Raw genomic sequence first — 23,801 nt, 5'->3', positions numbered from 1 at the left:
TGGGGCGACAGATGATGATACCATTTTGGGCATCTGCTAAGCGACGGTAATCGTGAGTTTTTTTGCGGGCTCTGCCGGCAGTGTCGAAGGTCCGATTGAGGCACGGTTAAGACTTGAATGGGAGACTGAGTGCATACATCCAGGCATCCGCCCGCATCTGGGGTCACTCCACATCGTGTCCGGCGCTACGTTCGACGAGCTTGACTTCGAGTACGCGACGACGGTCGCGGAAAAGGCCATGAAATCCATGGCTCAACAGCGCGTGCCACCGACGCCTAACAACTTCCATCTGTGGTTCAAGTACTCCCTGGGCTCGGCGTCGGACCTCAAGCGCGCCGTCGACATCCTGGTCAGCAACAAGCGCAAGTTCGACAAGACCACCAACCAGGCGCTGTTCGACACGTACATCGGCCAGCAGGGTACGGAAGCGGCCGTCGTCCACAAAGTCTCGCAGCAGTTGCATGGCGTGATGGACTCCGCCAAAAGTTATCTGACCGCCGCGATCGCCGACAACCGCACGCACATGGCGGCGATCGATGGCGTTGCCGAACGCAGCGAGCAGGGCGTCGATCCGAAGATCCTGATCGAGAACCTGGTCAGCGAGCTCGCCCAGGCGACCGCGCGTGCTGCGAAACTCGAAGTGAGCTTTGCCGAAAAGTCACGCGAGCTCGACACCATCAGGGACTCGCTCAACAAGTCCGAGCAGCGCGCGCGCACCGACACGCTGACCGGATTGCCGAACCGCCGCGCGCTCGAAGAGTTCTTCCGCCACGCGCAGATCGAGGCGATGGAGCGCGACGAGCCGCTCAGCATTCTCCTGATCGACGTCGACCACTTCAAGAAGTTCAACGACAATTACGGCCATGGCGTCGGCGATCAGGTGCTTCGCCTTGTCGCCAAAGCCTTGCGCGAGCGCGTCCGCGACAACGATCTTCCGGCGCGCTATGGCGGCGAGGAACTGATCGCGGTGCTGCCGCAGACCGACCTCGAAGGTTGCACTGTCATCGCGGAGCGGATCCGACGCACCATCGCCGACTGTCAGTTCACGCGTCGCTCGACCGGCGAGGTGTTGCCGCAGATCACGGTGTCGATCGGCGTCGGCCAGTTCCAGTTCGGCGAATCGATGGCTGATCTCATCGACCGTTGCGACCGTGCGCTGTATCTCGCCAAGAAGCTCGGTCGCAACCGCGTCGTCACCGAGCTCGAGCTCGACCGCAAGCTCGCGGTCGGCTGATTGCGGGCCGCGGCCGCAGCGCCCTATCCGGCGCGCACCACGCCGCTCCTGTCGTCAGCGAAATCCGCGAAGCCATGTGCAACCACCGTGTTGCGGCCGCGATGCTTGGCCGCATAGAGCGCGGCGTCGGCGGCTTCGATCAGGTCGGAGGGCATCAGCGATTCGTTCGGCCGCGTCGAGGCGACGCCGACGCTCACGGTGACGCATTGATGCGCCGAGGTCGCATGCGGCAGCTCGAGCTCCAGCACCGCGGCGCGCACCTGCTCGCCGATCGCGAGCGCCTCTCTGGCACCCATGCCCGGCAACAACAGGCAGAACTCCTCACCGCCATAGCGGCCGGCGAACGCCGTCATCGCGCCGGCGATCTGCGACAGCGTCTCGCCGAGACGTGACAGGCAGGCGTCACCCTCGGGGTGACCATAGGTGTCGTTGTAGAGCTTGAAGTGGTCGACATCGATCATCAGCAGCGACAGCTCGGTGCCGGCCTGCTGCGCGCGGCTCCATTCGACGTCGATGCGGTTCTGGAAGCCGCGGCGGTTGGCGAGGCCTGAGAGCATGTCGATCGACGCCATCACCGTCAGCCGGTCATTCGCGGCGACCAGCTCGCGCTCGCGCTGGCCAAGCTTGGCGGCCATCGCATTGAAGGACTTTGCCAGCGGCACGAACTCCGACGGCAGATGCTTGGTGGTGACGCGCGCCGACCAGTGGCCATGGCCGAAGCGCTTGGCGGTCGCGGCGAGCATGCTGACGGGCTTCACGATCAGCTTCTCGGCGGCGATCAGCGCGCCGAGCAGCACGATCAGGCACACGAGGCCGGCCTGCAGATAGGCGTTGCGGATCTCGCGGTCGATGGCGGCGGTGACGCGGGTCTCATCGATGCTGACGATCAGCCGCGATCCGGTGTCGGCGATCCGGGTGAAGGTGATCGCGCGCTTGGATCCATCCGCCGCCGTGAAGCCCATCGTCTCGGTCGGCTTCCCCGAACTCAGCGCGGTCTCGGCAACGGCCGACAACAACGGCACGCTGTCGAGCGGCCGGCCGATCAGCTCGGTGCGGTCGACGGGCGCTGCCAGCACGGTTCCTTCGCTGTCGACCAGCACCGCCGTGATGCCGGGGCGGCCGCCAAGATTGTTCATGATCTTGGACATCCATTCCAGGTTCACGCTCGCCAGCATCACCGCGTCCGGCTCGCCGGTGATGGCGCCGACCGGATAGGCGGCCATGACGATCGGCACGTGCGACGGTTTCGACAGCAGGTAGTCGCTGAACACGAAATCGCGTGATTCCTGGGCGCCACGGAAATACGGCCGGTCGCTGAAATCGAGCCCGACATATTGGTTGTTGGTCGAGCACTGGATGCGGCCGTCGCGGCCGGCGATCATCAGGGTGCGGATCCAGGGCAGGGTCGCCGGCAGGCTGGCGCGCATCATGTCGCAACTGCGGCTCACGCCGGTGCTCGACGCCCGGACATAGGCGGTCGACTTCAGCACCGTCTCCACCGACATGATGACCTCGCGCTGCATGTCGGCGCTTTGCCGGGCGAGGCCGAAGAATTCCTCCGATGCGAGCGCGATCTGCCTCGTCCTGGCGCTTTCCAGGGAGCGCGCGCGTTCCAGCATCAGCGGCGCCACCAGGATCAGGGCGAGCAGCGCCAGCCGGGCGCGGATCCCCATCAGCCGGTTCAGCTTCACTCTATTGCGATTGAAGCGGATGCTTGGCATTTCTTTCCCCTACCCCGACCGTGCAGGGTAAGGAGAAGGGCTCAAGAACCCTTTCTCGAACTCTGTAAAATTGCAGCCAAACCCGCAAATCTACCGACCGACGGACGCCATCGTGCCTGAATTGAACGCCTCATCCCCGTCCTCGCCGTCTGCGCTCGCCGCCGTCGAGCAGGAGATTCTGCGCGCCTGCCGCGATGCCGAGCGCGATCGCGCCTCGGTCACGCTGATCGCCGTGTCGAAGACCTTCGATGCCGAGGCAATCGAGCCGGTGATCGCGGCCGGACAGCGCGTGTTCGGTGAAAATCGCGTTCAGGAAGCCAAAGCCAAGTGGCCGCCACTGATGGCCGCGCATCCGGGACTCGCACTGCACCTGATCGGGCCGCTACAATCCAACAAGGCCAAGGAGGCGGTGGCGCTGTTCGAGGCCATCCACTCGGTGGACCGGCCAAGCCTGTGCGCGGCGCTCGCCAAGGAGATTTCCGCCCAGGGCCGGCATCCGCAGCTATTCGTCCAGATCAATACCGGCGAGGAACCGCAGAAGGCGGGAATCGCACCCGGCGACGCCGACGCCTTCATCGCCGCCTGCCGCAAGGACTACGGGCTCGCGATTTCAGGGCTGATGTGCATTCCGCCGGTAGAGGATGCGCCCGGTCCGCATTTCGCGCTGACCGCCAAGATCGCCGCCCGCAATGGCCTTGCGCATCTGTCGATGGGCATGAGCGCCGACTTCGCCACCGCCATCCAGTTCGGCGCCACGCATGTCCGTGTTGGCTCGGCGATCTTCGGGCATCGCTGAAGGGGGGCGCAATCACGGCCGGCCCCTACTCGAACCGCACCGATACCTGCCCCAGATCGCCGAAATCGGCCTCCATGTGGTCCCCGCTGCCGATCGGCAGCGGCGCATGACAGGTGCCGGTCGTGACCACCTGCCCTGCCCGCGCGGGCACGCCAAGCGCGCTGAGCTCGTTGACCAGCCAGGCCAGCGCTATCAGCGGATCACCAAGCACGTTGCGGCCGTGGCCGATGAAGGTCTCGCCACGCAGCGCGATGCGCGGCCGCTCCGCGATCAGGTCGCGGCTGCGCCAGTCGGCGGTGGTGGCCTCGCCCAGCACGAACAGATGCGCGCAGGCATTGTCGGCGATCAGTTGCGCCTCGCCGGCGCTGACGAAGTCGGCGAACCGCGAATCCGGGATCTCGATCGCGGGATGCAGCGTGTCGACCGCGGCCAGCACCTCTGCGACATCATAGGGTGTCGGCCGCGGCAGCAGGTCCGCTCCCAGGCGGAACGCGAACTCCGGCTCCGCGACCCGCATCGCGTTACCGGCCATCGCTGCGGTGCCACCCGCCGGCAACACCGTCTCGGCCAGGATCCGCCCGGCCATCGGACCGGCGACATTGATATGGCGCTGGCCGGCCTCGCTGGTCGCCGCAATTTTCCAGCCAAATAGTGGCTTGGGCGAGTGGCGCTCGAGCTCGGCCTGGATGGCATAGCCCTCGGCGCGGTCCCTTGGACGCAGCTCCGGCGGCAGCGCTGCCAGCTTCCGGCCTTCGTTCCAATGCTGACGCAGAAGGCCCGCGGCGCTGGCTGGCTGATCCGGTGCGCGCATGCCGTCCTCCCCTTCTCTTGTTATTGGATGACGATCCTGGTCCGCGGGCCGATCCTTTGCAACAGACGCAGCATCGCTGGGCGGGTCATGGCCACGCAGCCTGCGGTCGGGCCGAAGTTCGGCCGCGCCAGATGCAGGAATACGGCACTGCCGCGGCCCGCGATCCGCGGCCGCGTGTTGTGGTCGATCTCGATGATGAAATCGTACAGATGGTCCTGGCGCGCCAGCCGGTCTCCGGGCCGGTCGCCGCGCAGCCGGATCGCCTGATTGTAATGCCGGTCGGCCGGGTCCTCGCACCAGGCATCCTCCGGACCGATCGGCCGAACCGGCAGGACCGTGTGCGGGCGCGGGTGACGGTCGGCCCGCCACCACAGCCGCCGCGGCCGGAACACGCCTCGTGGCGTACCCCCATCGCCTTCGCGCTTGTTGGCCAGGATGCCGCCGCGGCCGAGCGCCACCGGGATGACCTGGCCCCAGACATGGAGCCAGCCGCGCTGCCGCGACCCGGCTTTGGTGCGAATCGAGATCCGCGATGCTGGCATGCCAAGCTTTACCTTCGATAACGACATGAAACAACGTGCCTTTTCATTGCCATGGATTGCCCGGTAATTGCCTTAATGTCGGCAAATGGTCCGCCGCGAGGGTCGAACAGGACAATCATCTCAATCCCTGCTCAATTCTGAAGTAGAGTCCGGGCGCTTGTGAATCGGTAACAGCCCCCTACTTCAAGACGGAACAGGGCTGATGAGCCTGTTTGCCCACCGTTTGACGGCGCCACCCATCCGATCCCGCCGGCGCCACCTAGAGGATTGTACAATGGCCAATGCCCGCAAGATCCTGATCGTGGATGACGACACCGATCTGCGCGATGCCCTGATGGAGCAGCTCTCGCTGCATGACGAGTTCGAAGCCCAGGCCGTCGATACCGGTGCCAAAGGCGCCACCGCCGCAAAGGCCAATTCACCCGACCTGGTTCTGATGGACGTTGGCCTGCCCGACACCGATGGCCGCGAAGTGGTGCGGTCCCTGCGCAAGGGCGGCTTCAAGGCGCCGATCATCATGCTGACCGGGCACGATACCGATTCCGATACGATTCTCGGGCTCGAATCCGGCGCCAACGACTATGTCGCCAAGCCCTTCCGCTTCGCCGTGCTGCTGGCCCGCATCCGCGCCCAGCTTCGCCAGCACGAGGCCAGCGAGGACGCGGTGTTCTCGGTCGGCCCCTACAGCTTCCGGCCGGGCTCGAAGATGCTGACGGGCGCCAACGCCCGCAAGGTCCGCCTGACGGAGAAGGAAACGGCGATCCTGCGCTTCCTGTACCGCGCCGGCCAGCAGCCGGTGTCACGCGAGACCCTGCTCCAGGAGGTCTGGGGCTACAATTCCGGCGTCACCACCCACACGCTGGAAACGCACATTTACCGTCTGCGGCAGAAGATCGAGAAAGATGCCGCGAATCCAGAGATTCTGGTGACGGAGGCCGGTGGCTACAAGTTGGTACCGTGATAGGTTCGGGGATGGCGGTTTCGCCATTTATGATATTGGTTCCATTCCGCCTTCCCCGGGCCCTTGATGTCGATCGAAGACGATATTGCGCTGCTGGAGCGCGTCCCAACATTGCGCCTGCTGGGAAGCGACTCACTTCGCATGATCGCCATCGGCTCCGAGCAGCGTAACATCCAGAGCGGCGAGACCCTGTTCCGCGAGGGTGACACCGCCGATTGCGGCTATGTCGTCCAGCGCGGGTCATTGCGCATCAGCGACGAGGTCGGTGCCGAGATCGTCGCCACGCCGACCATGCTGATCGGCGAGCTGGCGCTGCTGGTCGAGATGCGGCGCCCGGCGACCGCGACGGCCCTGGAATATTCGACCGTGGTGCGGATTTCGCGCAGCCTGTTTCAGCGTGTGCTCGAGAGCGACGCCATGGCTGCGCGCCGGCTGCGCGACGAGTTCGCCCACCGCGCCAGCCGAATCGCCAATGACATCATGGCGGCCGGGACCAAGCTGACGTCGTGATCTTCGTGACCGGGCGGGTCAGCTTCGCTTTCGCTACGACACGTCCAGCGTCACCGTGACCGGCACATGATCCGACGGCCGCTCCCAGCTGCGGGCGTCGCGCAGGATCCTGAAGTCGCTGACCCGGTCCTTCAGTGCACGTGACACCCAGATGTGGTCGAGCCTTCGGCCGCGATCACCGACGGTCCAGTCGGCGGCACGGTAGCTCCACCAAGTGTAGACCTTCTCCGACATCGGGATGCGCTCGCGGGCGACGTCGACCCATTCGCCATGGGTCTGCGCCGCCAACAGCTTCTCGCATTCGATCGGCGTGTGCGACACCACCTTCAGGAGCTGCTTGTGCGACCAGACATCGTATTCATGCGGCGCGACGTTGAGATCGCCGACCAGGATGTGCCGGTCGTCGCCGCGCGGATGCAGCGGCTCGCACGCCTTCATCTCGTCGAGGAATTGCAGCTTGTGCTCGAATTTCGGGTTGAGCGCGGGGTCGGGAATGTCGCCGCCTGCGGGCACGTAGAAATTGTGCAGCACCAGCGGCTGCGCGAGCTGCGCCTTCTCGCCGAACGCCACCGTGATGTGGCGCGAATCCACCTTGTCGCAGAAGGTGCGGACGTTGGTCTCCTCGAACGGCCATTTCGAGATCACGGCGACGCCGTGATAGCCCTTCTGCCCATTCAGCGCGACATGCTCATAGCCGAGCCGCTTGAAACGCTTCAACGGGAAAGCGTCGTCGATGCACTTGGTCTCCTGCAGACACAGCACATCGGGCCTGACCTGCTTGATGAGCTTGGCGACGAGGTCGATGCGCAGGCGCACCGAATTGATGTTCCAGGTGGTCAGGACGAGACGCATGAGACCCGCGTCATATCATGAAATGCGTCGATGTCGGCGATTCCACTCCGCTTCTGACGCATCGGAATGACCGCGTTGGCTGGCCTTATCCCCAGCCATGTGGGACGGTGCCTGATCAGCGCCGTTTGCTCTCGATGACGTCCCATACGCGGGCGGCGATGTCGGGGCCCCCGAGCCGCGAGATCGCGCGGATGCCGGTCGGCGACGTCACGTTGATCTCGGTGAGGTTGCCATCGATGACGTCGATGCCGACCAGCAGCAGGCCGCGCGCGCGCAATTCAGGACCCAGCGTGTCGCAGATCTCGCGCTCACGGGCGCTGAGATCGGTGGCCTGCGCAGCGCCGCCGCGCACCATGTTGGAGCGCAGATCGTCCGCCGCCGGCACGCGGTTGACGGCGCCGGCGAACTCGCCGTCGACCAGGATGATGCGCTTGTCGCCATGCTTCACCTCGGGGAGGAAGCGCTGAATCACCCAGGGCTCCTTGAACGTCACCGAGAACATGTCGAACAGCGAGCCGAAATTCATGTCCTGCGGCATGACGCGGAACACTGCCGCGCCGCCATGGCCATGCAGCGGCTTCATCACGACAGCGCCGTGCTGATCGCGGAAGGCGTTGATCTCGTCGAGATCGCGCGAGATCAAGGTCGGCGGCATCAATTGCGGGAAGTTCATCACGAACAGCTTTTCCGGCGCGTTGCGCACGCTGGCGGGATCGTTGATCACGAGCGTCTTCGGATGGATGCGCTCGAGGAAATGCGTCGAGGTGATGTAGGCGAGATCGAACGGCGGATCCTGGCGCAGCAGCACGACGTCGAACGAGGTCAGCGCCGTCGGCTTGGGCTCGCCGAGCGTGAAGTGGTCGCCGACCTGGTCGCGCACGGTCAGCGCCTGCACCGGCGCGTACAGCTCCTCGCCGCGCAGCGACAGCTTGTCCGGCGTGTAGTAGCACAGGCCATGTCCGCGCCGCTGTGCTTCGAGCAGCATCGCAAAGGTCGAGTCGCCGCGGATGTTGATGCGCGCGATCGGATCCATCTGGACGGCGACATTCAGTTTCATGGGCAGGTCCCTGCTCTCTGCAGTCAGTTCATGTCAGGTGCTGGCGTCGAAGGCCGCCATCAGATGGCGCGGCAGGCTGCGCGGCGCAACCAGAATCGCATCGAAGCGCAGCTCGAATTCGGCATGGTCCGGATGAGCCATCAGCCAGGCCTGGGCGGCATCGATGATGCGCTGCTGCTGGCGAGGCGTCACGGCATAGGCCGCATCGTCGAGCGAGGCGCGCGCCTTGACCTCGACGAAGGCGACCAGGCTGCGCTTGCGCACTATGATGTCGATCTCGCCATGGGGCGTGCGGAAGCGTCTGGCGAGGATGCGGTAGCCCTTGGCGATCAGCAGCGCTGCGGCACGGGCTTCCGCCGACAATCCGGTGCGGAAGGCGGCGACGCGCTCGGGTGCCGCCGTCTTCGCCGGCTTGTCTGGGGAGGCACGCTCAGTCTTCGCCATCGGCCTCCCCCGACCGCGCGCCCTTCGAGAGCTCGAGCGCGCGCGCATACACCTCGCGTCGCGGCCGGCGCGACAGCTCGACGGCATGCATCACGGCGTCCTTGACGCTCGATCGCTGCAACAGATCCCTGAGCACGGCGTCCAGCGCGTCCTGGGTCAGCACCTCGGCATCGCGCGGCGGTGGACCGATCACCAGCACGAATTCGCCGCGCGTTTCGAGATCGCCGGCCCGTGCAGCGAGATCGCCGATTGCTCCGCGCAGCACCTCTTCGTGCAGCTTGGTGAGCTCGCGGCAGATCGCGGCCTGACGCCCAGCCATGGCATCGGCGAGATCGGCCAGCGTCTCCTGCACCCGGCTGCCCGCCTCGAACAGAACCAGCGTCGCCTCGATCCGCGCGAGCTCGGACAGCCGCGTGCGCCGCGCCTGCTGCTTGGCCGGCAGGAATCCCTCGAAGAAGAAGCGGTCGGTCGGCAACGCCGCCACGCTCAGCGCCGCGAGCACGGCGGAAGGTCCCGGCAGTGCGGTGACGGCGTGTCCGGCCTCACAGGCCTCGCGCACCAGCTTGTAGCCGGGGTCGGAGATCAGCGGCGTGCCGGCGTCCGACACCAGCGCGATGGCTGCGCCTTGGGCCAGACGTTGCAGGATCCGCGGCCTGACCGCTTCGGCATTGTGCTCATGATAGGCTGCGAGTTCCGCGCCCAGGCCGTAGCGCTCGGTCAGGCGCCGCGTGATTCGCGTGTCCTCGCAGAAGATGATGTCGGCGCCGGCGAGGGTTTCCAGTGCACGCAGCGTGATGTCGCCGAGATTGCCGATCGGCGTTGCCACCAGATGCAATCCAGGCCGTGCCTTGGGCGCCACGACGATTTGACCCGCCACCAGGTAGGTCGACGTGGTGGAAGATTTGCCGTCGTCTAGCGACGTCTTGGGGATTGCCTTCGCGCCCATCGGGGTAATTTAAAGGGCATGCCGCGGGATTGCCACAGGGGAACAGCCGCGCAGCAATTTTGAAGTTCCGATCGGCATTGGGCGCGTGGCCGTTCATCGAACCTTCAAGTCCGAAACTGCACGTCAATGGGGATGTGTACGAGCAGGGGATAGGCCGTGCAAAACGTCGAATTGATCGGCTCTATGGCGGTGACAGCCTTTTGTTTTGCTTAACTATTCGTCGACAATATGAGTGAATCAGCACGGCTTGGCGGACGTGCGTTTGGGGAACTTCTGGCCGGTCTTGGCCGAACGAAGAGATGCCATGGTGGGCCCGCGTCATCCCAACTCTCTCGGTCCGGGACCCCATGGGGTCGCCCGGCGAACGGCGCTGGGCCTGATCGTCGGCGCGCCGCTGCTGTCGGCGTGCTCCAACGTCCAGCAGGGCTTCAATCCGTTCGAGCAGCCGACGGCGCCGGCGGGACCGCCGCAGCAGCCGGCGGTTGCCGGTAACGGCCAGGTCAAGGTCGGGCTGATTCTGCCGCTGTCGGCGTCGGGCAATGCCGGCGTGGCTGCGCAATCGATGAAGAACGCGGCCGAGATGGCGCTCGCCGAGTTTCAGAACCCCAACATCCAGCTCCTGATCAAGGACGACGCCGGCAGCCCGCAAGGGGCGCAGCAGGGTGCGCAACAGGCCTGCGATGAAGGCGCCGAGATCATTCTCGGCCCGCTGTTCGCGGGCTCGGTACCGGCGACCGCCCAGGTGGCGCGCGCGCGCAACATCTCGGTCATCGCCTTCTCGACCGATTCGAGCGTGGCTGGGCGCGGCGTCTATCTGCTCAGCTTCCTGCCGGAGTCCGACGCCAGCCGCATCGTCGAATATTCCGCCAGCGTCGGCAAACGCTCGTTCGCGGCGCTGCTGCCCGACAATGCCTATGGAACCGTCGTCGAGGGTGCGTTCAAGACCGCGGTCAGCCGCCGCGGCGGACGCATCGTTGCGTTCGAGAAATATTCCAGCGACCGCGCCGGGCCTGCGCGCACGGTGGCGCAGGCGCTCGGCGGTGCCGATGCGCTGCTGCTGGCCGACGACGGCGAATCGGTCGCGGCGACGGCCGATGCGCTGACCGCTGCCGGCGCCAATCTGCGCAACATTCAGTTGCTCGGCACGGGGCTGTGGGACAATCCGCGCGTCTATGCCAGCGCCAGCTTGCAGGGTGGCCTCTATGCTGCGCCGGATCCCTCCGGCTTCCGCGCCTTCGCCGGTCGCTACCGGACGCGGTTCGGCGGCGATCCCGTGCGCACGGCAACCCTCGCCTACGATGCGGTGGCGCTCGTGGCCGCGTTGGCGCGCACCCAGGGCAACCAGCGCTTCGCGCCCGATGTCCTGACCAATGCATCGGGCTTTGCCGGCATCGATGGGCTGTTCCGGTTCCGCAGCGACGGCACCAATGAGCGCGGGCTTGCCGTGATGCGCGTCGGTTCGGGTGGCGGACAGACGGTCGCCGGCGCGCCGAAGAGCTTCAGCGCGACGTGAGTCGCAGCATCCTTCAGGCGGCGAGATCGGCGACGACCGCGTCGAGCACCGGAAAGCCATCCTGAGTCACGCGCAGCCGTCCATCCGGATCGACCGCGATGGCGCCCTCCTCGCGCAGCAGCGCGATGCGGCGCGGATCGAGCGCACGGCCGGAGATCGCGGCATACCGCCTGGGGTCGATGCCTTCGGCCAAACGCAGCCCCATCAGCAGGAATTCGTCGGCGCGCTCCTCGCGGTTGAGCTCGTCGTCGGTCATCACACCATGACCGTTGGACTCCACCCGCATCAGCCAGGCCTCCGGCCGCTTGTCGGTCGCGGTCGCATGCCTGATGCCGCCGATGTCGAGACGACCATGGGCGCCGGGGCCGATGCCGGCATATTCGTGGCCGCGCCAATAGATCAGATTGTGCCGGCACTCCGCGCCCGGGCGGGCATGATTGGAGATCTCATAGGCCGGCAGTCCGTGACGGCCACAGATCTCCTGCGTGACGTCGTATAAGGTCCGGGCCAGGCCTTCATCCGGCGTCTTCAGCTTGCCTGCGGCGTGCAGGCCGAAGAACGGCGTGCCTTCCTCGATCGTCAGTTGATACAGCGACAGGTGCTCAGCCGCCTCACCGATCGCGCGCGTCAGCTCCTCGGTCCACATCGCCGGCGTCTGGTCGGGCCGGGCGTAGATCAGATCGAACGAATAACGCTCGAACGCATTGCGCGCGATCGCCACCGCCTTCATCGCCTCCTCGGCGGTGTGCAGGCGTCCCAGCATCTTGAGCGACGCATCGTCCATCGCCTGGACGCCGAGCGAGACCCGGTTGACGCCGGCGGCGCGATAGCCGGCAAAGCGTGTCGCCTCGACGCTGGTCGGATTGGCTTCGAGCGACACCTCGACATCGCCAGCGACGTGCCAGTGGCGGCCGATCGCGTCGAGAATGGCGCCGACCGTCTGCGGCTGCATCAGCGACGGTGTGCCGCCGCCGAGAAAAATCGACGTGACGGTGCGCGGCCCGATGCGGGCGGCCGTGGTCGCGATCTCCTGCGCAAAGGCGCGGGCGAAGCGGTCCTGATCGATGGCGGCATGCCGGACATGGCTGTTGAAGTCGCAATACGGACATTTCGACAGGCAGAACGGCCAGTGCACATAGACGCCGAACGCTTCGCTGTCAGCGTTGGTCAAGGCAGATCTCCGCGAGCTTCACGAAGGCGCGCGCCCGGTGCGACAGGCCGAGCCCGAGCGGCGGCAGGCCATGCTTCTCGATGCTGGTCATCTCGCCGAAGGTCCGGTCGTGGCCCTCGGGCAGGAACATCGGGTCGTAGCCGAAGCCCGCCGTGCCGCGCGGCGGCCAGACCAGGGTGCCGTCGACCCGCGCCTTGACCTCCTCGACATGACCGTCCGGCCACGCCACGCACAGCGCCGAGACGAAATGGGCGGTGCGCTTGTCGGCACTCCTCGCGCCCCGCTCCTGCAGTAGGCGCTCGATGCGCGTCATCGCGCCGGTGAAATCCTTGTCCGGTCCGGCCCAGCGCGCCGAATAGATCCCGGGCGCCCCATCGAGCGCATGAACCACGATGCCGGAATCGTCGGCAAAGGCAGGAAGCTGCGCGGCCTTGGCCGCGGCGACCGCCTTGATGCGGGCGTTGGCCTGGAAGGTCTCGCCGGTCTCGTCCGGCTCGTCCAGGCCGAGATCGCCGGCCGACACCGCCTCGACGCCATGGGGGGCGAGCAGCTCGCGCATCTCGGCAAGCTTGCCGGGATTGTGGGTCGCGATGACGAGGCGCCCCGTGAGCTTGCGATGACCGCTACTCACGCGACCGCCATCTTCTGCAGGTCGACCAGTCGCGCCACGCCCTTGCGGGCCAGTGCCATCAGCGCCAGGAGCTCGGCCTCGGTGAACGGCGTCTTCTCCGCCGTGCCCTGCACCTCGATGATGCGGCCGTCGCCGGTCATGACGAAATTGGCGTCGGTCTCCGCCTCGGAATCCTCGGCGTAGTCGAGATCCAGCACCGGTGTGCCGTTGTAGATGCCGCACGAGATCGCGGCGACGTTGGTGCGCAGCACCTCGGTCTTGATCATGTTGCGCGACTTCATCCACTTGATGCAGTCGGCCAGCGCCACCCAGGCGCCGGTGATCGACGCCGTGCGCGTGCCGCCGTCGGCCTGCAGCACGTCGCAATCGACCGTGATCTGGCGCTCGCCGAGCGCTTCCAGGTCGATCGCGGTGCGCAGCGAGCGGCCGATCAGACGCTGGATCTCGACGGTGCGACCGGTCTGCTTGCCGGCGGAGGCCTCGCGCCGGGTCCGTTCCAGCGTGGCGCGCGGCAGCATGCCGTATTCGGCCGTGATCCAGCCGCGCCCCTGGCCCTTGAGCCAGGGCGGCAGCCGGTCTTCCAGCGTGGCGGTGACCAGCACATGGGTGTCGCCGAACTTCACCAGGCAGGAGCCCTCGGCGTATTTGACGACGCCGCGTTCCAGGCTCACGGCCCGCAGTTCATCCGGTGCACGGCGGCTCGGCCGCATGATTCTCTCCGTGAAAGCGCGCGAAAGACCGACTTTGACCGGCCTTGTAGGAGCCGCGACCGGCAGCGGCAAGGGCTTATCAAGGGTTTATCATGGCCTCGTCGCGCCCGAGAGCGCGCGACGACCGGCTTGCCACCGAGCCGCCGCATGGACACATTATAGGCAGTTGCGAGGAGAGCATCTGGTGGCCCACCACGATCCGATCAACCTGATGACACCGCCGGCCGGTCTGGCGCAGCTCAACGAGCGCTCGCGCGAGATCTTCCGGCAGATCGTCGAAAGCTATCTGGCGACCGGCGAGCCGGTCGGCTCGCGCAACATTTCGCGGCTGATCGCGGTTCCGCTGTCGCCGGCCTCGGTGCGCAACGTCATGGCCGATCTCGAGCAGCTCGGCCTGATCTACGCGCCGCACACCTCGGCCGGCCGGCTGCCGACCGAGGCCGGCCTGCGTTTCTTCGTCGATGCCCTGATGCAGGTCGGCGACATGACCGAGGCTGAGCAGCAATCGATCCAGAGCCAGCTCGCCGCGGTCGGGCGGGCGCAATCGGTCGAGGCCGCCCTGGACGAGGCGCTGACCCGGCTGTCGGGTCTGACCCGTGCCGCTGCCGTGGTTCTGACCGCCAAATCCAACACCCGGCTGAAGCACATCGAGTTCGTCAGGCTCGAGCCCGAGCGTGCGCTGGTCGTGCTGGTGGGCGAGGACGGGCAGGTCGAGAACCGGGTTCTGGTTCTGCCGCCGGGCGTGCCATCCTCGGCGCTGACTGAGGCGTCGAATTTCCTCAATGCCCGCATCAGAGGCCGGACGCTGGCGGAAGCACGGCTCGAGCTCGAGACGGCGCTGGCGCATGATCGCGCCGAGCTCGACCTGCTGACGCAGAAGGTGATCGCCGCCGGTGTCGCGAGCTGGTCCGGAGGGGACAGCGACGAGCGGCAGCTCATCGTGCGCGGCCACGCCAACCTGCTCGAGGACCTGCATGCGCTCGAAGATCTCGAGCGCGTGCGGCGGCTGTTCGACGATCTCGAGACCAAGCGCGGCGTCGTCGATCTGCTCGGACGGGCAGAGAGCGCGGAAGGTGTCCGCATCTTCATCGGCTCGGAGAACAAGCTGTTCTCGCTGTCGGGCTCGTCGACGATCGTGTCGCCCTATTCCGACGCCACGGGTCGCATCGTCGGCGTGCTCGGTGTCATCGGTCCGACCCGGCTCAACTATGCCCGGGTGATCCCGACGGTCGATTATGCCGCGCGTCTGGTCAGCCGGCTGCTGGGTGGCTGACGCGTGGCATGGTTAACCCGCGGACAGCGCCTCCGGGCGCGATGGTCAGGCTGCGCTTGATTTTCGACGCCCAAAGCACGATATCCCGCCCCATACCCCCAAAACCCGTCAGCCGAACTTGCGAGTCTGTCCATGACCGATCCCGACCTGCATAAGAATGATCCGGAAAACCCGGCGCAGGCCAGCGACCCCGTCGTCTCCAAGCCCTACATCATGCCCGACGATCCTGAGACCGGCTCGGCCGAGGCCCTTGCCAAGGAGGCGGCCGACGCGCGCGACAAGATGCTGCGCACGCTGGCGGAGATGGAGAACCTGCGCAAGCGGACGGCCCGTGAAGTCGCCGATGCACGCATGTACGGCATCACCGGCTTCGCGCGCGACGTGCTCGACATCGCCGACAATCTGCAGCGCGCGCTCGATGCCGTGCCGGCCGAGACACGCGCCAATGCCGATGCGGGCCTCAAATCGTTGATCGAGGGCGTCGAGCTCACCGAGCGCTCGCTGCTCAACACGCTGGAGAAGAACGGCGTCAAGAAGTTCGATCCGACGGGACAGAAGTTCGACCCCAACTTCCAGCAGGCGATGTACGAGGTCCCGGATTCGTCGGTGCCGTCGGGCACCGTGGTGCAGGTCGTGCAGGCCGGCTTCATGATCGGCGAGCGCATCCTGCGTCCCGCGCTGGTCGGCGTGTCCAAGGGTGGCGCGAAGGCGGCGCCCGCGCCGAGCAACGATCAGTCGAACAGCGCCGCGTGACGGCGAGCATAGGCAGGTCTTCTCCTGCCGTCCTGTCAGTCCAACGAAGAAGCCACGGGCGGTGATGCCCGTGGCTTCTTGTTTGTCGGCGCGAGTTTGTAGTTCGTGTCGCGGCAAGTGGACCGCGGCCGATGAGACCGCGGCGTCTGGATACCGAGTTGGGCTCAGCCTCTCGGCTGGATGCCGTCGCGGACGGCGCGGAAGCGCGGGAAGGCTACCGACCACTGATCGCGCGGCGCGCTGCCGATGATCCGCAGCGTATTCGGCCCGCCGAAGCGCAGCCATTGCACCACGGTCACCGGCGTATTGTCCTTGCCGCTGGTGGCTTCGAGCCGGGTCTCGTAGGCCGGCTGGCCGTCGATGCGGATCGGCTCGGACATCGTGATGCGCGCTTCGCGGACGCCCGGAATGGTGGTGGCCGCCTGCTGGGCGACACGCGCGCGGTCGCCCGCCTCCGGGGCCACCCCGGCCACGAGCCCGATCACCACGAAGGGCGCGGCTTCGAAGCCCTTGTCCTCTTCGCCGTCGGCCAGGATCAAGGCACCCGGCCCGAGCGTGCGGATGGTCTTGAACCCGGAGAGCTCGGTCACCTTGAACGGCATCATCGCGAGCTGCTCGTCGACGGGAACGTCCTTGCGGACGACGGCGGAGGCGAACATCTGACGCACGGCATCGTCGGTGTAGATCCGGCTCGCGGTCTCCGGGATCTGCACGGCCACGTAGCCGGAGAAGCCGTTGCCGGGCAGGATCATCGAGTAGCGCCGCACCGGCGTGGCGCCATCCCGACCGTTCTCAACCGTGTAGTAGGCGGTGCCGGCGGCGGTCTCGATGCTCTCCGGCTTGACGTTGCCGGTCCCGGCGGGATTGGCGGTAAACGCATTCTTCACCTCGCCATAGGCGGCCGCCGGCAGTTCGGTCAGCAGCACCTTGACGCTCTGGTCCTCGGTTTCGAAGCCGGAAAACGTCTTGGCCTTGGCGAGCCCCACCAGCGGCGCGAGCCCGATGCGGACGCCGGGCGGAAATATGGCTTCGGCGGCCATGGCGGAGTGCAGCAGCGACATCAGCAGGGTAGCCGCGGCGAAGAATCGAACGATCATCATCAAACATTGCCTCGTTGACCGAGGCCTCGCGCCGAGGCGGTCGGGGGTCCTCGCCAGCGTGGTCTTCGGCGGCACGCTTTTAGCGGCTTTGCGCCCCCCGCAACAGGCCGGGCGCGCGGTTTTGATCGCCTGCGGCGATCAGCGCGCCCTGCGGGTCGCATTTCCCAGGTCATTTCGCCTCGAAAGGCGGGCTGATGACGGTGCCGTGCTAGCCGCGCTTCAGGATTTCGACGCCATCGACGGTCTGCACCAGCACATAGGGCGCGAGCAGAGCCCTGATCTCGGGGTCGGAACGCGCCCAGTCGCCCCAGTCGCTGTTCTGATTGTCGATCAGGACGACGTCGGGCGGTTGCCTCCGGAAGTCGGCGATGATCCCGGCGCGTTCACGTTCCACATAGGGCGCGAGCCTCTGCGCAGTTTGTGAATCGATGGTTCCGTCTTGTTGCGACCGGCGAACGATTTCCCGGACCCAGAACGCCTCCTGGCGCGAGATCCAGGTGCCATCAAGGGTCCGCACCATGGGGTGCCCGATGACCGCCGCCGCGCTGAGCACCAGCATGCTCGGGCGCGGCCCGAGCCGGGCCACCTGGGCTTCGATCTGCTGGACGTCGACACTACCATTGAACCAGAAGCAGGTCTGCACGAAGAGCACGGCGCCGGCGAGAGCGGTGGCGACACGCGGCCAGCGTCGCGCGTCGCGGCTGGCGTCGATCGCCGACACGGCAAGGCCGGCGGCAAGCAGCGCCAGCGCCACCATCGGATAGGCATGGTAGCCCCAGCCCTTTTGCTGCGCGACGAATGACACCAGGAACCCGAGTGATGCGGCCAATGTGGTGAACGATGCGGCGTCGCGCTCGTGCTGCGTGCGCTGAAGAATGAGGACGATGACTGCTGCAGCCAGCCACAGGCCCATCGGCAGGGTCACGAGGATGGTCGGCACGGGCGCCTTCAGAAGCAGATAGACGTCGCGGACCAGCGGATAGATGACCGTGAAATATTCGGGAAAGAACAGGTAGATGCACGCCGCGTTGATCAGCACCAGGGCCGCGGCGATCCAGTTCTCCAGCGCGAACAGCACGCGCCAGTCGCGCGCCTGAGCCGCGGCGGCGAGTATGCAGAAGCCGACGCTGAAGGCGAAATAAGGCTTGAAGCTCATCGTGAGACCGGCGCTGAGACCGGCGATGAGCATGGCCGCCGGGGCCACCCGCTCGCGCCTGGCGTGCAGGATGTACACCGCGATCGCCGGCAATATCGTGATCAGGGCCAGATGTTCCCGTTGGCCGAAATCATACATCGGCGCGATCAGAAGCAGGGCGGTCGTCCACGCCGCCAGCCTGCCGTCGGCGAGGCGATGGCGCAGGGCCGATGTCCGCAGCAGCAGCCATACCAGCGTCAGGGATGCCGCGGTCAGCACGAAGATCAGGATATTCGTCGCCAGCTCGGGCCTGAGATGGATCGCACGCGCCAGCGCGACGGCCAGCAGATAGACCGACCCAGCCATCGGCGGGTTCGTCTCGAGGATGTCGACGTAGAGCCGCTGTCCATCGAGCATGCGCTCGCTGACGAGGAGCCACCAGCTGACATCGACATTGAGGGGAAGGACGTACCGCAGCCACGCCGCTGCAACCACGATGGCACAGATCAGCAGTCCCGGGAACGTGGCTTGGCCGGCTTCGCGCGCGCGCTGCGGAAAGCCCCAATCGGAGTCGATGACCATGCCTCATTCCCGTCCCAGGAGTGCGGCAGGCTAGGGCCCGTGGGTTAACAACGCATTTCGGTCATTGGGGCAGATCAGCGGTACCGGATTTGTCGCACTTGTCCGCGACCGCACCCTCCTATTTCGCACGGGGCCATTCGACGTGCCGGCAGGTGGATTCGCGCAGTCGCCTTCGGTCCGAGCCGCCGTTTCGCGTCGCCGCCAATTCCGATGGGCCGCTCTGATGTCTCCATGAGGTCGTTCGGCGACGGCCGTGATTTTCGTTGGGTCGAACCCCTGGTCCGGTCCTTGCGGGCCAGTCCCCCCCTCCTATATGACGCTCATCGTCGCAATATCGCGAGCATTTGATCTGAGGGGGTTTTGGATGGGGGCGCCGTCAGGGCCCCACCCAACCTGCCGCAAAAAGAAGGAATATGAGACCATGGGAAAGGTCATCGGGATCGATCTCGGCACCACGAATTCGTGCGTGGCCGTCATGGACGGCAAATCGTCGAAAGTCATCGAGAACGCCGAGGGCATGCGCACGACGCCGTCGATCGTCGCGTTCAGTGACGATGGCGAACGCCTGGTCGGCCAGCCGGCCAAGCGCCAGGCCGTGACCAACCCCGAGCGCACCTTCTTCGCGGTCAAGCGACTGATCGGCCGCCGCTACGACGACCCGATGGTCGAGAAGGACAAGAAGCTCGTCCCCTACAAGATCGTCAAAGCCGGCAACGGCGACGCCTGGGTCGAGGCCGACGGCAAGACCTATTCGCCCTCGCAGGTCTCCGCCTTCATCCTGCAGAAGATGAAGGAGACCGCGGAAGCCCATCTCGGCCAGAAGGTCGATCAGGCCGTCATCACCGTCCCCGCCTACTTCAACGACGCCCAGCGCCAGGCCACCAAGGACGCGGGCAAGATCGCGGGCCTCGAGGTTCTGCGCATCATCAACGAGCCGACCGCGGCTGCGCTCGCCTACGGCCTCGACAAGACGAAGGCCGGCACCATCGCCGTGTACGACCTCGGCGGCGGCACCTTCGACGTCTCGATCCTGGAGATCGGCGATGGCGTGTTCGAGGTGAAGTCGACCAACGGCGACACCTTCCTCGGCGGTGAAGACTTCGACATGCGTCTGGTCAGCTACCTCGCTGACGAATTCCAGAAGGAGCAGGGCATCAACCTGCGCAACGACAAGCTGGCCCTGCAGCGCCTCAAGGAAGCTGCCGAGAAGGCCAAGATCGAGCTGTCGTCGACCACGCAGACCGAGATCAACCTGCCCTTCATCACCGCAGACCAGTCCGGTCCGAAGCATCTGACGATGAAGCTGACCCGCGCCAAGTTCGAGGCGCTGGTGGCCGACCTCGTCGAGAAGACCATCGAGCCGTGCCGCAAGGCGCTGAAGGATGCCGGCCTGACCGCCGGCGAGATCGGCGAAGTGGTGCTGGTCGGCGGCATGACCCGCATGCCGAAGATCCAGGAGATGGTGAAGCAGTTCTTCGGCAAGGAGCCGCACAAGGGCGTCAACCCCGACGAGGTGGTGGCGATCGGTGCGGCGATTCAGGCCGGCGTGCTGCAGGGCGACGTCAAGGACGTGCTGCTGCTCGACGTGACGCCGCTGTCCCTCGGCATCGAAACCTTGGGCGGCGTGTTCACCCGCATCATCGACCGCAACACCACGATCCCGACCAAGAAGAGCCAGGTGTTCTCGACCGCCGAGGACAATCAGAACGCGGTCACCATCCGGGTCTTCCAGGGTGAGCGCGAGATGGCGGCCGACAACAAGATGCTCGGTCAGTTCGACCTGATGGGCATTCCGCCGGCCCCGCGCGGCATGCCGCAGATCGAGGTGACGTTCGACATCGACGCGAACGGCATCGTCAACGTCTCGGCCAAGGACAAGGCCACCGGCAAGGAGCAGCAGATCCGCATCCAGGCCTCGGGTGGTCTGTCGGAAGCCGACATCGACAAGATGGTCAAGGACGCCGAGGCCAATGCCGCGGCGGACAAGAAGCGCCGCGAGGCGGTCGACGCCAAGAACCATGCGGACGCGCTGGTGCACTCCACCGAGAAGGCGCTGGCCGAGCATGGCTCGAAGGTCGCCGACACCGAGCGCCGCGCCATCGAGGATGCCGTCAGCGATCTCAAGGAAGCGCTGAAGGGCGACGATGCCGAGGCGATCAAGGCCAAGACCAACACGCTGGCCCAGGCGTCGATGAAGCTCGGCGAGGCCATGTACAAGCAGCAGGCCGAGACCGATGCGGCCCGCGACGCCGCCAAGGATGACGTGGTCGACGCGGAGTTCACCGAGGTCGACGACGACAAGAAGAAATCTGCTTAACTGAGGCAGAGGTAGTGACCATGACCCCCATGCCAAAGAGCGCACTTTGCGGCTCGTTGGATGGGGGTCATTTTCATTGACCGGAACGCGCGCGGCGATCGCGCCAGCCGTTCCTATTGGGCGAAGTTCGGGCGGGTTTGATTGATGTCCACCAAGCGCTGCTACTACGAGACCCTGGAAGTCGAGCGCGACGCCGACGAGACCAAGCTCAAGGCCGCCTTCCGCAAGCTGGCCATGAAGTGGCATCCGGACAAGAATCCGGGCGATGCCTCCAGCGAGGTGAAATTCAAGGAAATCAACGAGGCCTACGAGGTGCTGCGCGACGCCGACAAGCGCGCCGCCTACGACCGCTATGGCCACGCCGCCTTCGAGCAGGGCGGCATGGGCGGCGCGCACGGCTTCGGCGCCGGCTTTGCCTCCTCGTTCTCTGACATCTTCGAGGACCTGTTCGGCATGGCCGGGCAGCGACGCGGCGGCACCGGGCGCGAGCGCGGCGCCGATCTGCGCTACAACATGGAAATCACCTTGGAAGAGGCGTTCCAGGGCAAGACGGCGCAGATCGAGATTCCGGTCTCGGTGACCTGCGAATCCTGCTCCGGCACCGGCGCCAAGGCCGGCACCAAGCCGAAGACCTGCTCGATGTGCGGCGGCGCCGGCCGCGTGCGGCAGGCGCAGGGCTTCTTCACCCTGGAGCGGACCTGCCCCGGCTGTCACGGCCGTGGCCAGATGATCGAGGACCCCTGTCCGTCCTGCTCCGGCTCCGGCCGCGTCACCCGTGACCGCACGCTGTCCGTCAACATTCCCCAGGGCGTTGAGGACGGCACCCGCATTCGTCTTGCCGGCGAGGGCGAGGCGGGGTTGCGCGGCGGACCGCCCGGCGATCTCTACATTTTCCTGTCGCTGACCCAGCACGAGTTCTTCCAGCGCGACGGCGCCGACCTGCATTGTCGGGTGCCGATCTCAATGGTGACGGCGGCGCTTGGCGGCGAGTTCGAGGTGCCGACGATCGACAAGGGCAAGACCAAGGTGAAGATTCCCGCCGGCGCGCAGTCCGGGCGCCGGTTTCGGATCGCGGCCAAGGGCATGCCGGTGCTGCGCTCGCGCCAGACCGGCGACATGTATGTCCAGATCGTGGTCGAGACGCCGCAGAACCTGACCAAGAAGCAGCAGGAGCTGCTGGCCGAGTTCGAGAAGCTGTCCTCGGGAGCGACCCAGCCCGAGGCGGCCGGCTTCTTCACCAAGGTCAAGGATTTCTTCGGCAAGGCGGCGAGCTGAGCCGTGAGTTCAAGCAAGCACGGCCGGGTGGTTTCGCCGAATGACTTCGGGATTCATGTGTCGAGCCAATTTGCTGCTTTGCACATGCAAAAAATTATCGAATGCAACTGTAAGAGCGCGGACCCGCCAGCCTTAATCGTACGTTACGGTTCGGCTTGACCGCCCCGCCTGCGCCCTATACGTCTTTGTGACTCTTTTCTGACATCGCCGTGAAGACGGTCCCGTCTGGTACTGAGATGCCCTTGCAAACGTCCGTGCGTGCGTCGAAAAAGCCTCTCCGTCTGGACGACGAAGTGCGCTTCCTCCGCTCATGGATCGAAAAGCCGCTGCACATGGGCGCCGTCATGCCGTCGAGTCGGCTGCTGGCCCGCACGATGGCGCAGTACGTCGATCCGCACGGGACAGGCCCCGTCATCGAGCTCGGACCGGGCACCGGCGCGATCACCAATGCGCTGGTCGAACATGGGATCGATCAGAAGCGGCTGGTGCTGGTCGAGTACAATCCGAGTTTCTGCGCCCTGCTGCGCGATCGCTACCCGCAGGCCAAGGTGGTCCAGGGCGACGCCTATCGCCTTCGCGACACGCTCTGGAACGTGCTGGGCGCCCCGGCCTCCGCCGTCGTCTCCGGCCTGCCGCTCGTGACCAAGCCGATGCTGACCCGCATGAAGCTGATCCGCGATGCGTTCGCGGCGATGTCGCCGAATGCGCCGTTCGTGCAGTTCACCTATTCCGTCGTGCCGCCGATTCCGAAGTCGCTGCCCGGCGTCACCACGCAGGCATCCGAGCGCATCTGGATGAACCTTCCGCCGGCGCGCGTCTGGGTGTATCGCAAGCCCTGACCGGCGGCCGCGATCCTTCGTGGCGGGTCGTTGACCGACCTCACGATGTCCGCGCTGAAGATCCTCATCATCCCCGGTTCGACGCGGGTCGGCTCGCACAACGCGAAGCTCGCCGCGGCAGCCGCCTATCAGTTCGTGCAGGCCGGCGCCGAAATCACCCGCATCTCGCTCGCCGACTTCCCGCTGCCGATCTACGACGCCGACCTCGAGGCGCAATCGGGCATTCCATTTCACGCCGTGAATCTGACGCGCATGATCGGCGTTCATCATGCCGTGCTGCTGGTGACGCCGGAATACAACGCCTCGGTGCCGCCGCTGCTGAGCAACGCCATCACCTGGATCTCGCGCGTCGACGAGCCGCCGGGCAGCCGCGGCGCGGTGTTCCGCAGCCGGCCGTTTGCGATCGCCGCCGCCTCCGAGAATCGCTTCGGCGGCGTGCGTGCACTCTCGGCGTTGCGGCTGATGCTGACTGCCTGCAACGCGACGGTGATCCCGAGCCAGCTTGCGCTGGCCTTCGCCGACAAGGCCTACAACGACATGGACCGGCTCAAACTGCCCGCCGACATCACGGCGCTCGACGCCCTGGTGCGGGAGCTGATCGTTGTCGCGCAACATACGATGTGAGGTG

General features: G+C 66.1%; 23 protein-coding genes. 11 read left to right on the top strand and 12 right to left on the bottom strand.

What is annotated here, in order from left to right:
- Positions 1 to 247: 247 nt before the first annotated feature.
- Positions 248 to 1,234 (top strand): GGDEF domain-containing protein, encoded by a 987-nt coding sequence (locus tag QX135_RS02110; RefSeq protein WP_315740505.1) that lies wholly within the window; start codon positions 248 to 250, stop codon positions 1,232 to 1,234.
- 23 nt (positions 1,235 to 1,257) lie between these two features.
- Here QX135_RS02110 and QX135_RS02105 read toward each other — a convergent pair whose 3' ends face one another.
- Positions 1,258 to 2,955, bottom strand: a complete 1,698-nt coding sequence (locus tag QX135_RS02105; protein ID WP_315740406.1) for a diguanylate cyclase domain-containing protein — start codon at positions 2,953 to 2,955, stop codon at positions 1,258 to 1,260.
- A gap of 112 nt (positions 2,956 to 3,067) precedes the next feature.
- Between QX135_RS02105 and QX135_RS02100 the strand changes: the two genes are divergently transcribed.
- Positions 3,068 to 3,751: a YggS family pyridoxal phosphate-dependent enzyme gene (locus QX135_RS02100; RefSeq protein WP_315759092.1), complete on the top strand. Its 684-nt coding sequence runs from the start codon at positions 3,068 to 3,070 to the stop codon at positions 3,749 to 3,751.
- 25 nt (positions 3,752 to 3,776) lie between these two features.
- On the opposite strand, the gene QX135_RS02095 is transcribed toward QX135_RS02100, so the two are convergent.
- The gene (locus QX135_RS02095) at positions 3,777 to 4,562 is read right to left on the bottom strand and encodes a fumarylacetoacetate hydrolase family protein (RefSeq protein ID WP_315813463.1); all 786 of its coding nucleotides are present in this window, start codon (positions 4,560 to 4,562) and stop codon (positions 3,777 to 3,779) included.
- Between the two features lie 20 nt (positions 4,563 to 4,582).
- Positions 4,583 to 5,104 (bottom strand): L,D-transpeptidase, encoded by a 522-nt coding sequence (locus tag QX135_RS02090; RefSeq protein ID WP_316233918.1) that lies wholly within the window; start codon positions 5,102 to 5,104, stop codon positions 4,583 to 4,585.
- A gap of 274 nt (positions 5,105 to 5,378) precedes the next feature.
- Here QX135_RS02090 and QX135_RS02085 point away from each other — a divergent pair, with 274 nt between their 5' ends.
- Both QX135_RS02085 and QX135_RS02080 read left to right on the top strand, forming a co-directional pair.
- Positions 5,379 to 6,065 carry a response regulator transcription factor gene (locus tag QX135_RS02085; protein WP_315716813.1) on the top strand — a complete coding sequence of 229 codons (687 nt, stop codon included), beginning with the start codon at positions 5,379 to 5,381 and terminating at the stop codon, positions 6,063 to 6,065.
- Positions 6,066 to 6,131: 66 nt separating this feature from the next.
- Entirely contained in the window at positions 6,132 to 6,575 is a 444-nt protein-coding gene (locus QX135_RS02080; RefSeq protein ID WP_315740402.1) for a cyclic nucleotide-binding domain-containing protein, read from the top strand.
- Between the two features lie 33 nt (positions 6,576 to 6,608).
- Here the strand turns inward: QX135_RS02080 and QX135_RS02075 are convergent, their stop codons facing one another.
- The 4 genes from QX135_RS02075 to rsmI all read right to left on the bottom strand — a co-directional run bounded on the left by QX135_RS02075 (position 6,609) and on the right by rsmI (position 9,874).
- Positions 6,609 to 7,427 (bottom strand): exodeoxyribonuclease III, encoded by an 819-nt coding sequence (locus QX135_RS02075; RefSeq protein WP_316233917.1) that lies wholly within the window; start codon positions 7,425 to 7,427, stop codon positions 6,609 to 6,611.
- A 115-nt stretch (positions 7,428 to 7,542) separates the two neighbouring features.
- Positions 7,543 to 8,484, bottom strand: coding sequence for a glutathione synthase (gshB, locus tag QX135_RS02070; RefSeq protein ID WP_315813465.1), 942 nt, complete (start codon positions 8,482 to 8,484; stop codon positions 7,543 to 7,545).
- A gap of 33 nt (positions 8,485 to 8,517) precedes the next feature.
- Positions 8,518 to 8,928 carry a YraN family protein gene (locus tag QX135_RS02065; RefSeq protein ID WP_315778149.1) on the bottom strand — a complete coding sequence of 137 codons (411 nt, stop codon included), beginning with the start codon at positions 8,926 to 8,928 and terminating at the stop codon, positions 8,518 to 8,520.
- Positions 8,915 to 9,874, bottom strand: coding sequence for a 16S rRNA (cytidine(1402)-2'-O)-methyltransferase (gene rsmI, locus QX135_RS02060; RefSeq protein WP_316233916.1), 960 nt, complete (start codon positions 9,872 to 9,874; stop codon positions 8,915 to 8,917). Before rsmI ends, QX135_RS02065 begins: the two co-directional genes overlap by 14 nt.
- Before the next feature lie 304 nt (positions 9,875 to 10,178).
- Between rsmI and QX135_RS02055 the strand changes: the two genes are divergently transcribed.
- Entirely contained in the window at positions 10,179 to 11,387 is a 1,209-nt protein-coding gene (locus QX135_RS02055; RefSeq protein WP_315740397.1) for a penicillin-binding protein activator, read from the top strand.
- Between the two features lie 13 nt (positions 11,388 to 11,400).
- Here QX135_RS02055 and hemW read toward each other — a convergent pair whose 3' ends face one another.
- From hemW to rph, 3 genes are read right to left on the bottom strand one after another with little or no spacing between them, the layout of a single operon-like run.
- Complete coding sequence (hemW, locus tag QX135_RS02050; protein ID WP_316180717.1) at positions 11,401 to 12,558, bottom strand: radical SAM family heme chaperone HemW; 1,158 nt, start codon at positions 12,556 to 12,558, stop codon at positions 11,401 to 11,403.
- Positions 12,545 to 13,189, bottom strand: coding sequence for an RdgB/HAM1 family non-canonical purine NTP pyrophosphatase (gene rdgB, locus QX135_RS02045; protein ID WP_316180719.1), 645 nt, complete (start codon positions 13,187 to 13,189; stop codon positions 12,545 to 12,547). Before rdgB ends, hemW begins: the two co-directional genes overlap by 14 nt.
- A complete protein-coding gene (gene rph / locus QX135_RS02040; protein ID WP_315740394.1) occupies positions 13,186 to 13,899 on the bottom strand; it encodes a ribonuclease PH in 714 nt (237 codons plus the stop codon). Before rph ends, rdgB begins: the two co-directional genes overlap by 4 nt.
- A gap of 184 nt (positions 13,900 to 14,083) precedes the next feature.
- On the opposite strand from rph, the gene hrcA reads away from it, so the two are divergent.
- Complete coding sequence (gene hrcA, locus QX135_RS02035; RefSeq protein WP_315740393.1) at positions 14,084 to 15,172, top strand: heat-inducible transcriptional repressor HrcA; 1,089 nt, start codon at positions 14,084 to 14,086, stop codon at positions 15,170 to 15,172.
- Positions 15,173 to 15,304: 132 nt separating this feature from the next.
- On the top strand, positions 15,305 to 15,925 hold the full coding sequence (gene grpE / locus QX135_RS02030; RefSeq protein ID WP_315740392.1) for a nucleotide exchange factor GrpE: 621 nt from the start codon (positions 15,305 to 15,307) through the stop codon (positions 15,923 to 15,925).
- Between the two features lie 164 nt (positions 15,926 to 16,089).
- Here the strand turns inward: grpE and QX135_RS02025 are convergent, their stop codons facing one another.
- Positions 16,090 to 17,025 (bottom strand): hypothetical protein, encoded by a 936-nt coding sequence (locus QX135_RS02025; protein ID WP_315798589.1) that lies wholly within the window; start codon positions 17,023 to 17,025, stop codon positions 16,090 to 16,092.
- Between the two features lie 208 nt (positions 17,026 to 17,233).
- Entirely contained in the window at positions 17,234 to 18,742 is a 1,509-nt protein-coding gene (locus QX135_RS02020) for a hypothetical protein (protein ID WP_316180725.1), read from the bottom strand.
- Positions 18,743 to 19,163: 421 nt separating this feature from the next.
- On the opposite strand from QX135_RS02020, the gene dnaK reads away from it, so the two are divergent.
- The 4 genes from dnaK (at position 19,164) to QX135_RS02000 (ending at position 23,797) form a co-directional block, all read left to right on the top strand.
- The gene (gene dnaK, locus QX135_RS02015) at positions 19,164 to 21,059 is read left to right on the top strand and encodes a molecular chaperone DnaK (RefSeq protein ID WP_315740389.1); all 1,896 of its coding nucleotides are present in this window, start codon (positions 19,164 to 19,166) and stop codon (positions 21,057 to 21,059) included.
- Positions 21,060 to 21,203: 144 nt separating this feature from the next.
- Entirely contained in the window at positions 21,204 to 22,334 is a 1,131-nt protein-coding gene (gene dnaJ, locus QX135_RS02010) for a molecular chaperone DnaJ (RefSeq protein ID WP_315740388.1), read from the top strand.
- A 236-nt stretch (positions 22,335 to 22,570) separates the two neighbouring features.
- Entirely contained in the window at positions 22,571 to 23,173 is a 603-nt protein-coding gene (locus QX135_RS02005; protein WP_315740387.1) for a class I SAM-dependent methyltransferase, read from the top strand.
- 45 nt (positions 23,174 to 23,218) lie between these two features.
- Positions 23,219 to 23,797, top strand: a complete 579-nt coding sequence (locus QX135_RS02000) for an NAD(P)H-dependent oxidoreductase (RefSeq protein WP_316180804.1) — start codon at positions 23,219 to 23,221, stop codon at positions 23,795 to 23,797.
- Positions 23,798 to 23,801 lie beyond the last annotated feature (4 nt).

Source organism: Bradyrhizobium sp. SZCCHNR1098 (genome assembly GCF_032489375.1).
GTDB lineage: Bacteria > Pseudomonadota > Alphaproteobacteria > Rhizobiales > Xanthobacteraceae > Bradyrhizobium.
The sequence above is the reverse complement of the archived record's forward strand: the minus strand, read 5'-3'. Positions and strand labels throughout refer to the sequence as shown.

What these genes read in the sequence shown, in the direction of transcription:
- QX135_RS02105 (WP_315740406.1), bottom strand. Translation starts at nt 2,955, where the DNA reads ATGCCAAGCATCCGCTTCAATCGCAATAGAGTGAAGCTGAACCGGCTG.
- QX135_RS02110 (WP_315740505.1), top strand. Translation starts at nt 248, where the DNA reads ATGGCTCAACAGCGCGTGCCACCGACGCCTAACAACTTCCATCTGTGG.
- gshB (WP_315813465.1), bottom strand. Translation starts at nt 8,484, where the DNA reads ATGAAACTGAATGTCGCCGTCCAGATGGATCCGATCGCGCGCATCAAC.
- dnaK (WP_315740389.1), top strand. Translation starts at nt 19,164, where the DNA reads ATGGGAAAGGTCATCGGGATCGATCTCGGCACCACGAATTCGTGCGTG.
- QX135_RS02000 (WP_316180804.1), top strand. Translation starts at nt 23,219, where the DNA reads ATGTCCGCGCTGAAGATCCTCATCATCCCCGGTTCGACGCGGGTCGGC.
- QX135_RS02075 (WP_316233917.1), bottom strand. Translation starts at nt 7,427, where the DNA reads ATGCGTCTCGTCCTGACCACCTGGAACATCAATTCGGTGCGCCTGCGC.
- QX135_RS02025 (WP_315798589.1), bottom strand. Translation starts at nt 17,025, where the DNA reads ATGATGATCGTTCGATTCTTCGCCGCGGCTACCCTGCTGATGTCGCTG.
- QX135_RS02055 (WP_315740397.1), top strand. Translation starts at nt 10,179, where the DNA reads ATGGTGGGCCCGCGTCATCCCAACTCTCTCGGTCCGGGACCCCATGGG.
- QX135_RS02020 (WP_316180725.1), bottom strand. Translation starts at nt 18,742, where the DNA reads ATGGTCATCGACTCCGATTGGGGCTTTCCGCAGCGCGCGCGCGAAGCC.
- rsmI (WP_316233916.1), bottom strand. Translation starts at nt 9,874, where the DNA reads ATGGGCGCGAAGGCAATCCCCAAGACGTCGCTAGACGACGGCAAATCT.
- dnaJ (WP_315740388.1), top strand. Translation starts at nt 21,204, where the DNA reads ATGTCCACCAAGCGCTGCTACTACGAGACCCTGGAAGTCGAGCGCGAC.
- QX135_RS02005 (WP_315740387.1), top strand. Translation starts at nt 22,571, where the DNA reads ATGCCCTTGCAAACGTCCGTGCGTGCGTCGAAAAAGCCTCTCCGTCTG.
- QX135_RS02080 (WP_315740402.1), top strand. Translation starts at nt 6,132, where the DNA reads ATGTCGATCGAAGACGATATTGCGCTGCTGGAGCGCGTCCCAACATTG.
- rph (WP_315740394.1), bottom strand. Translation starts at nt 13,899, where the DNA reads ATGCGGCCGAGCCGCCGTGCACCGGATGAACTGCGGGCCGTGAGCCTG.
- QX135_RS02090 (WP_316233918.1), bottom strand. Translation starts at nt 5,104, where the DNA reads ATGCCAGCATCGCGGATCTCGATTCGCACCAAAGCCGGGTCGCGGCAG.
- grpE (WP_315740392.1), top strand. Translation starts at nt 15,305, where the DNA reads ATGACCGATCCCGACCTGCATAAGAATGATCCGGAAAACCCGGCGCAG.
- QX135_RS02065 (WP_315778149.1), bottom strand. Translation starts at nt 8,928, where the DNA reads ATGGCGAAGACTGAGCGTGCCTCCCCAGACAAGCCGGCGAAGACGGCG.
- QX135_RS02085 (WP_315716813.1), top strand. Translation starts at nt 5,379, where the DNA reads ATGGCCAATGCCCGCAAGATCCTGATCGTGGATGACGACACCGATCTG.
- QX135_RS02095 (WP_315813463.1), bottom strand. Translation starts at nt 4,562, where the DNA reads ATGCGCGCACCGGATCAGCCAGCCAGCGCCGCGGGCCTTCTGCGTCAG.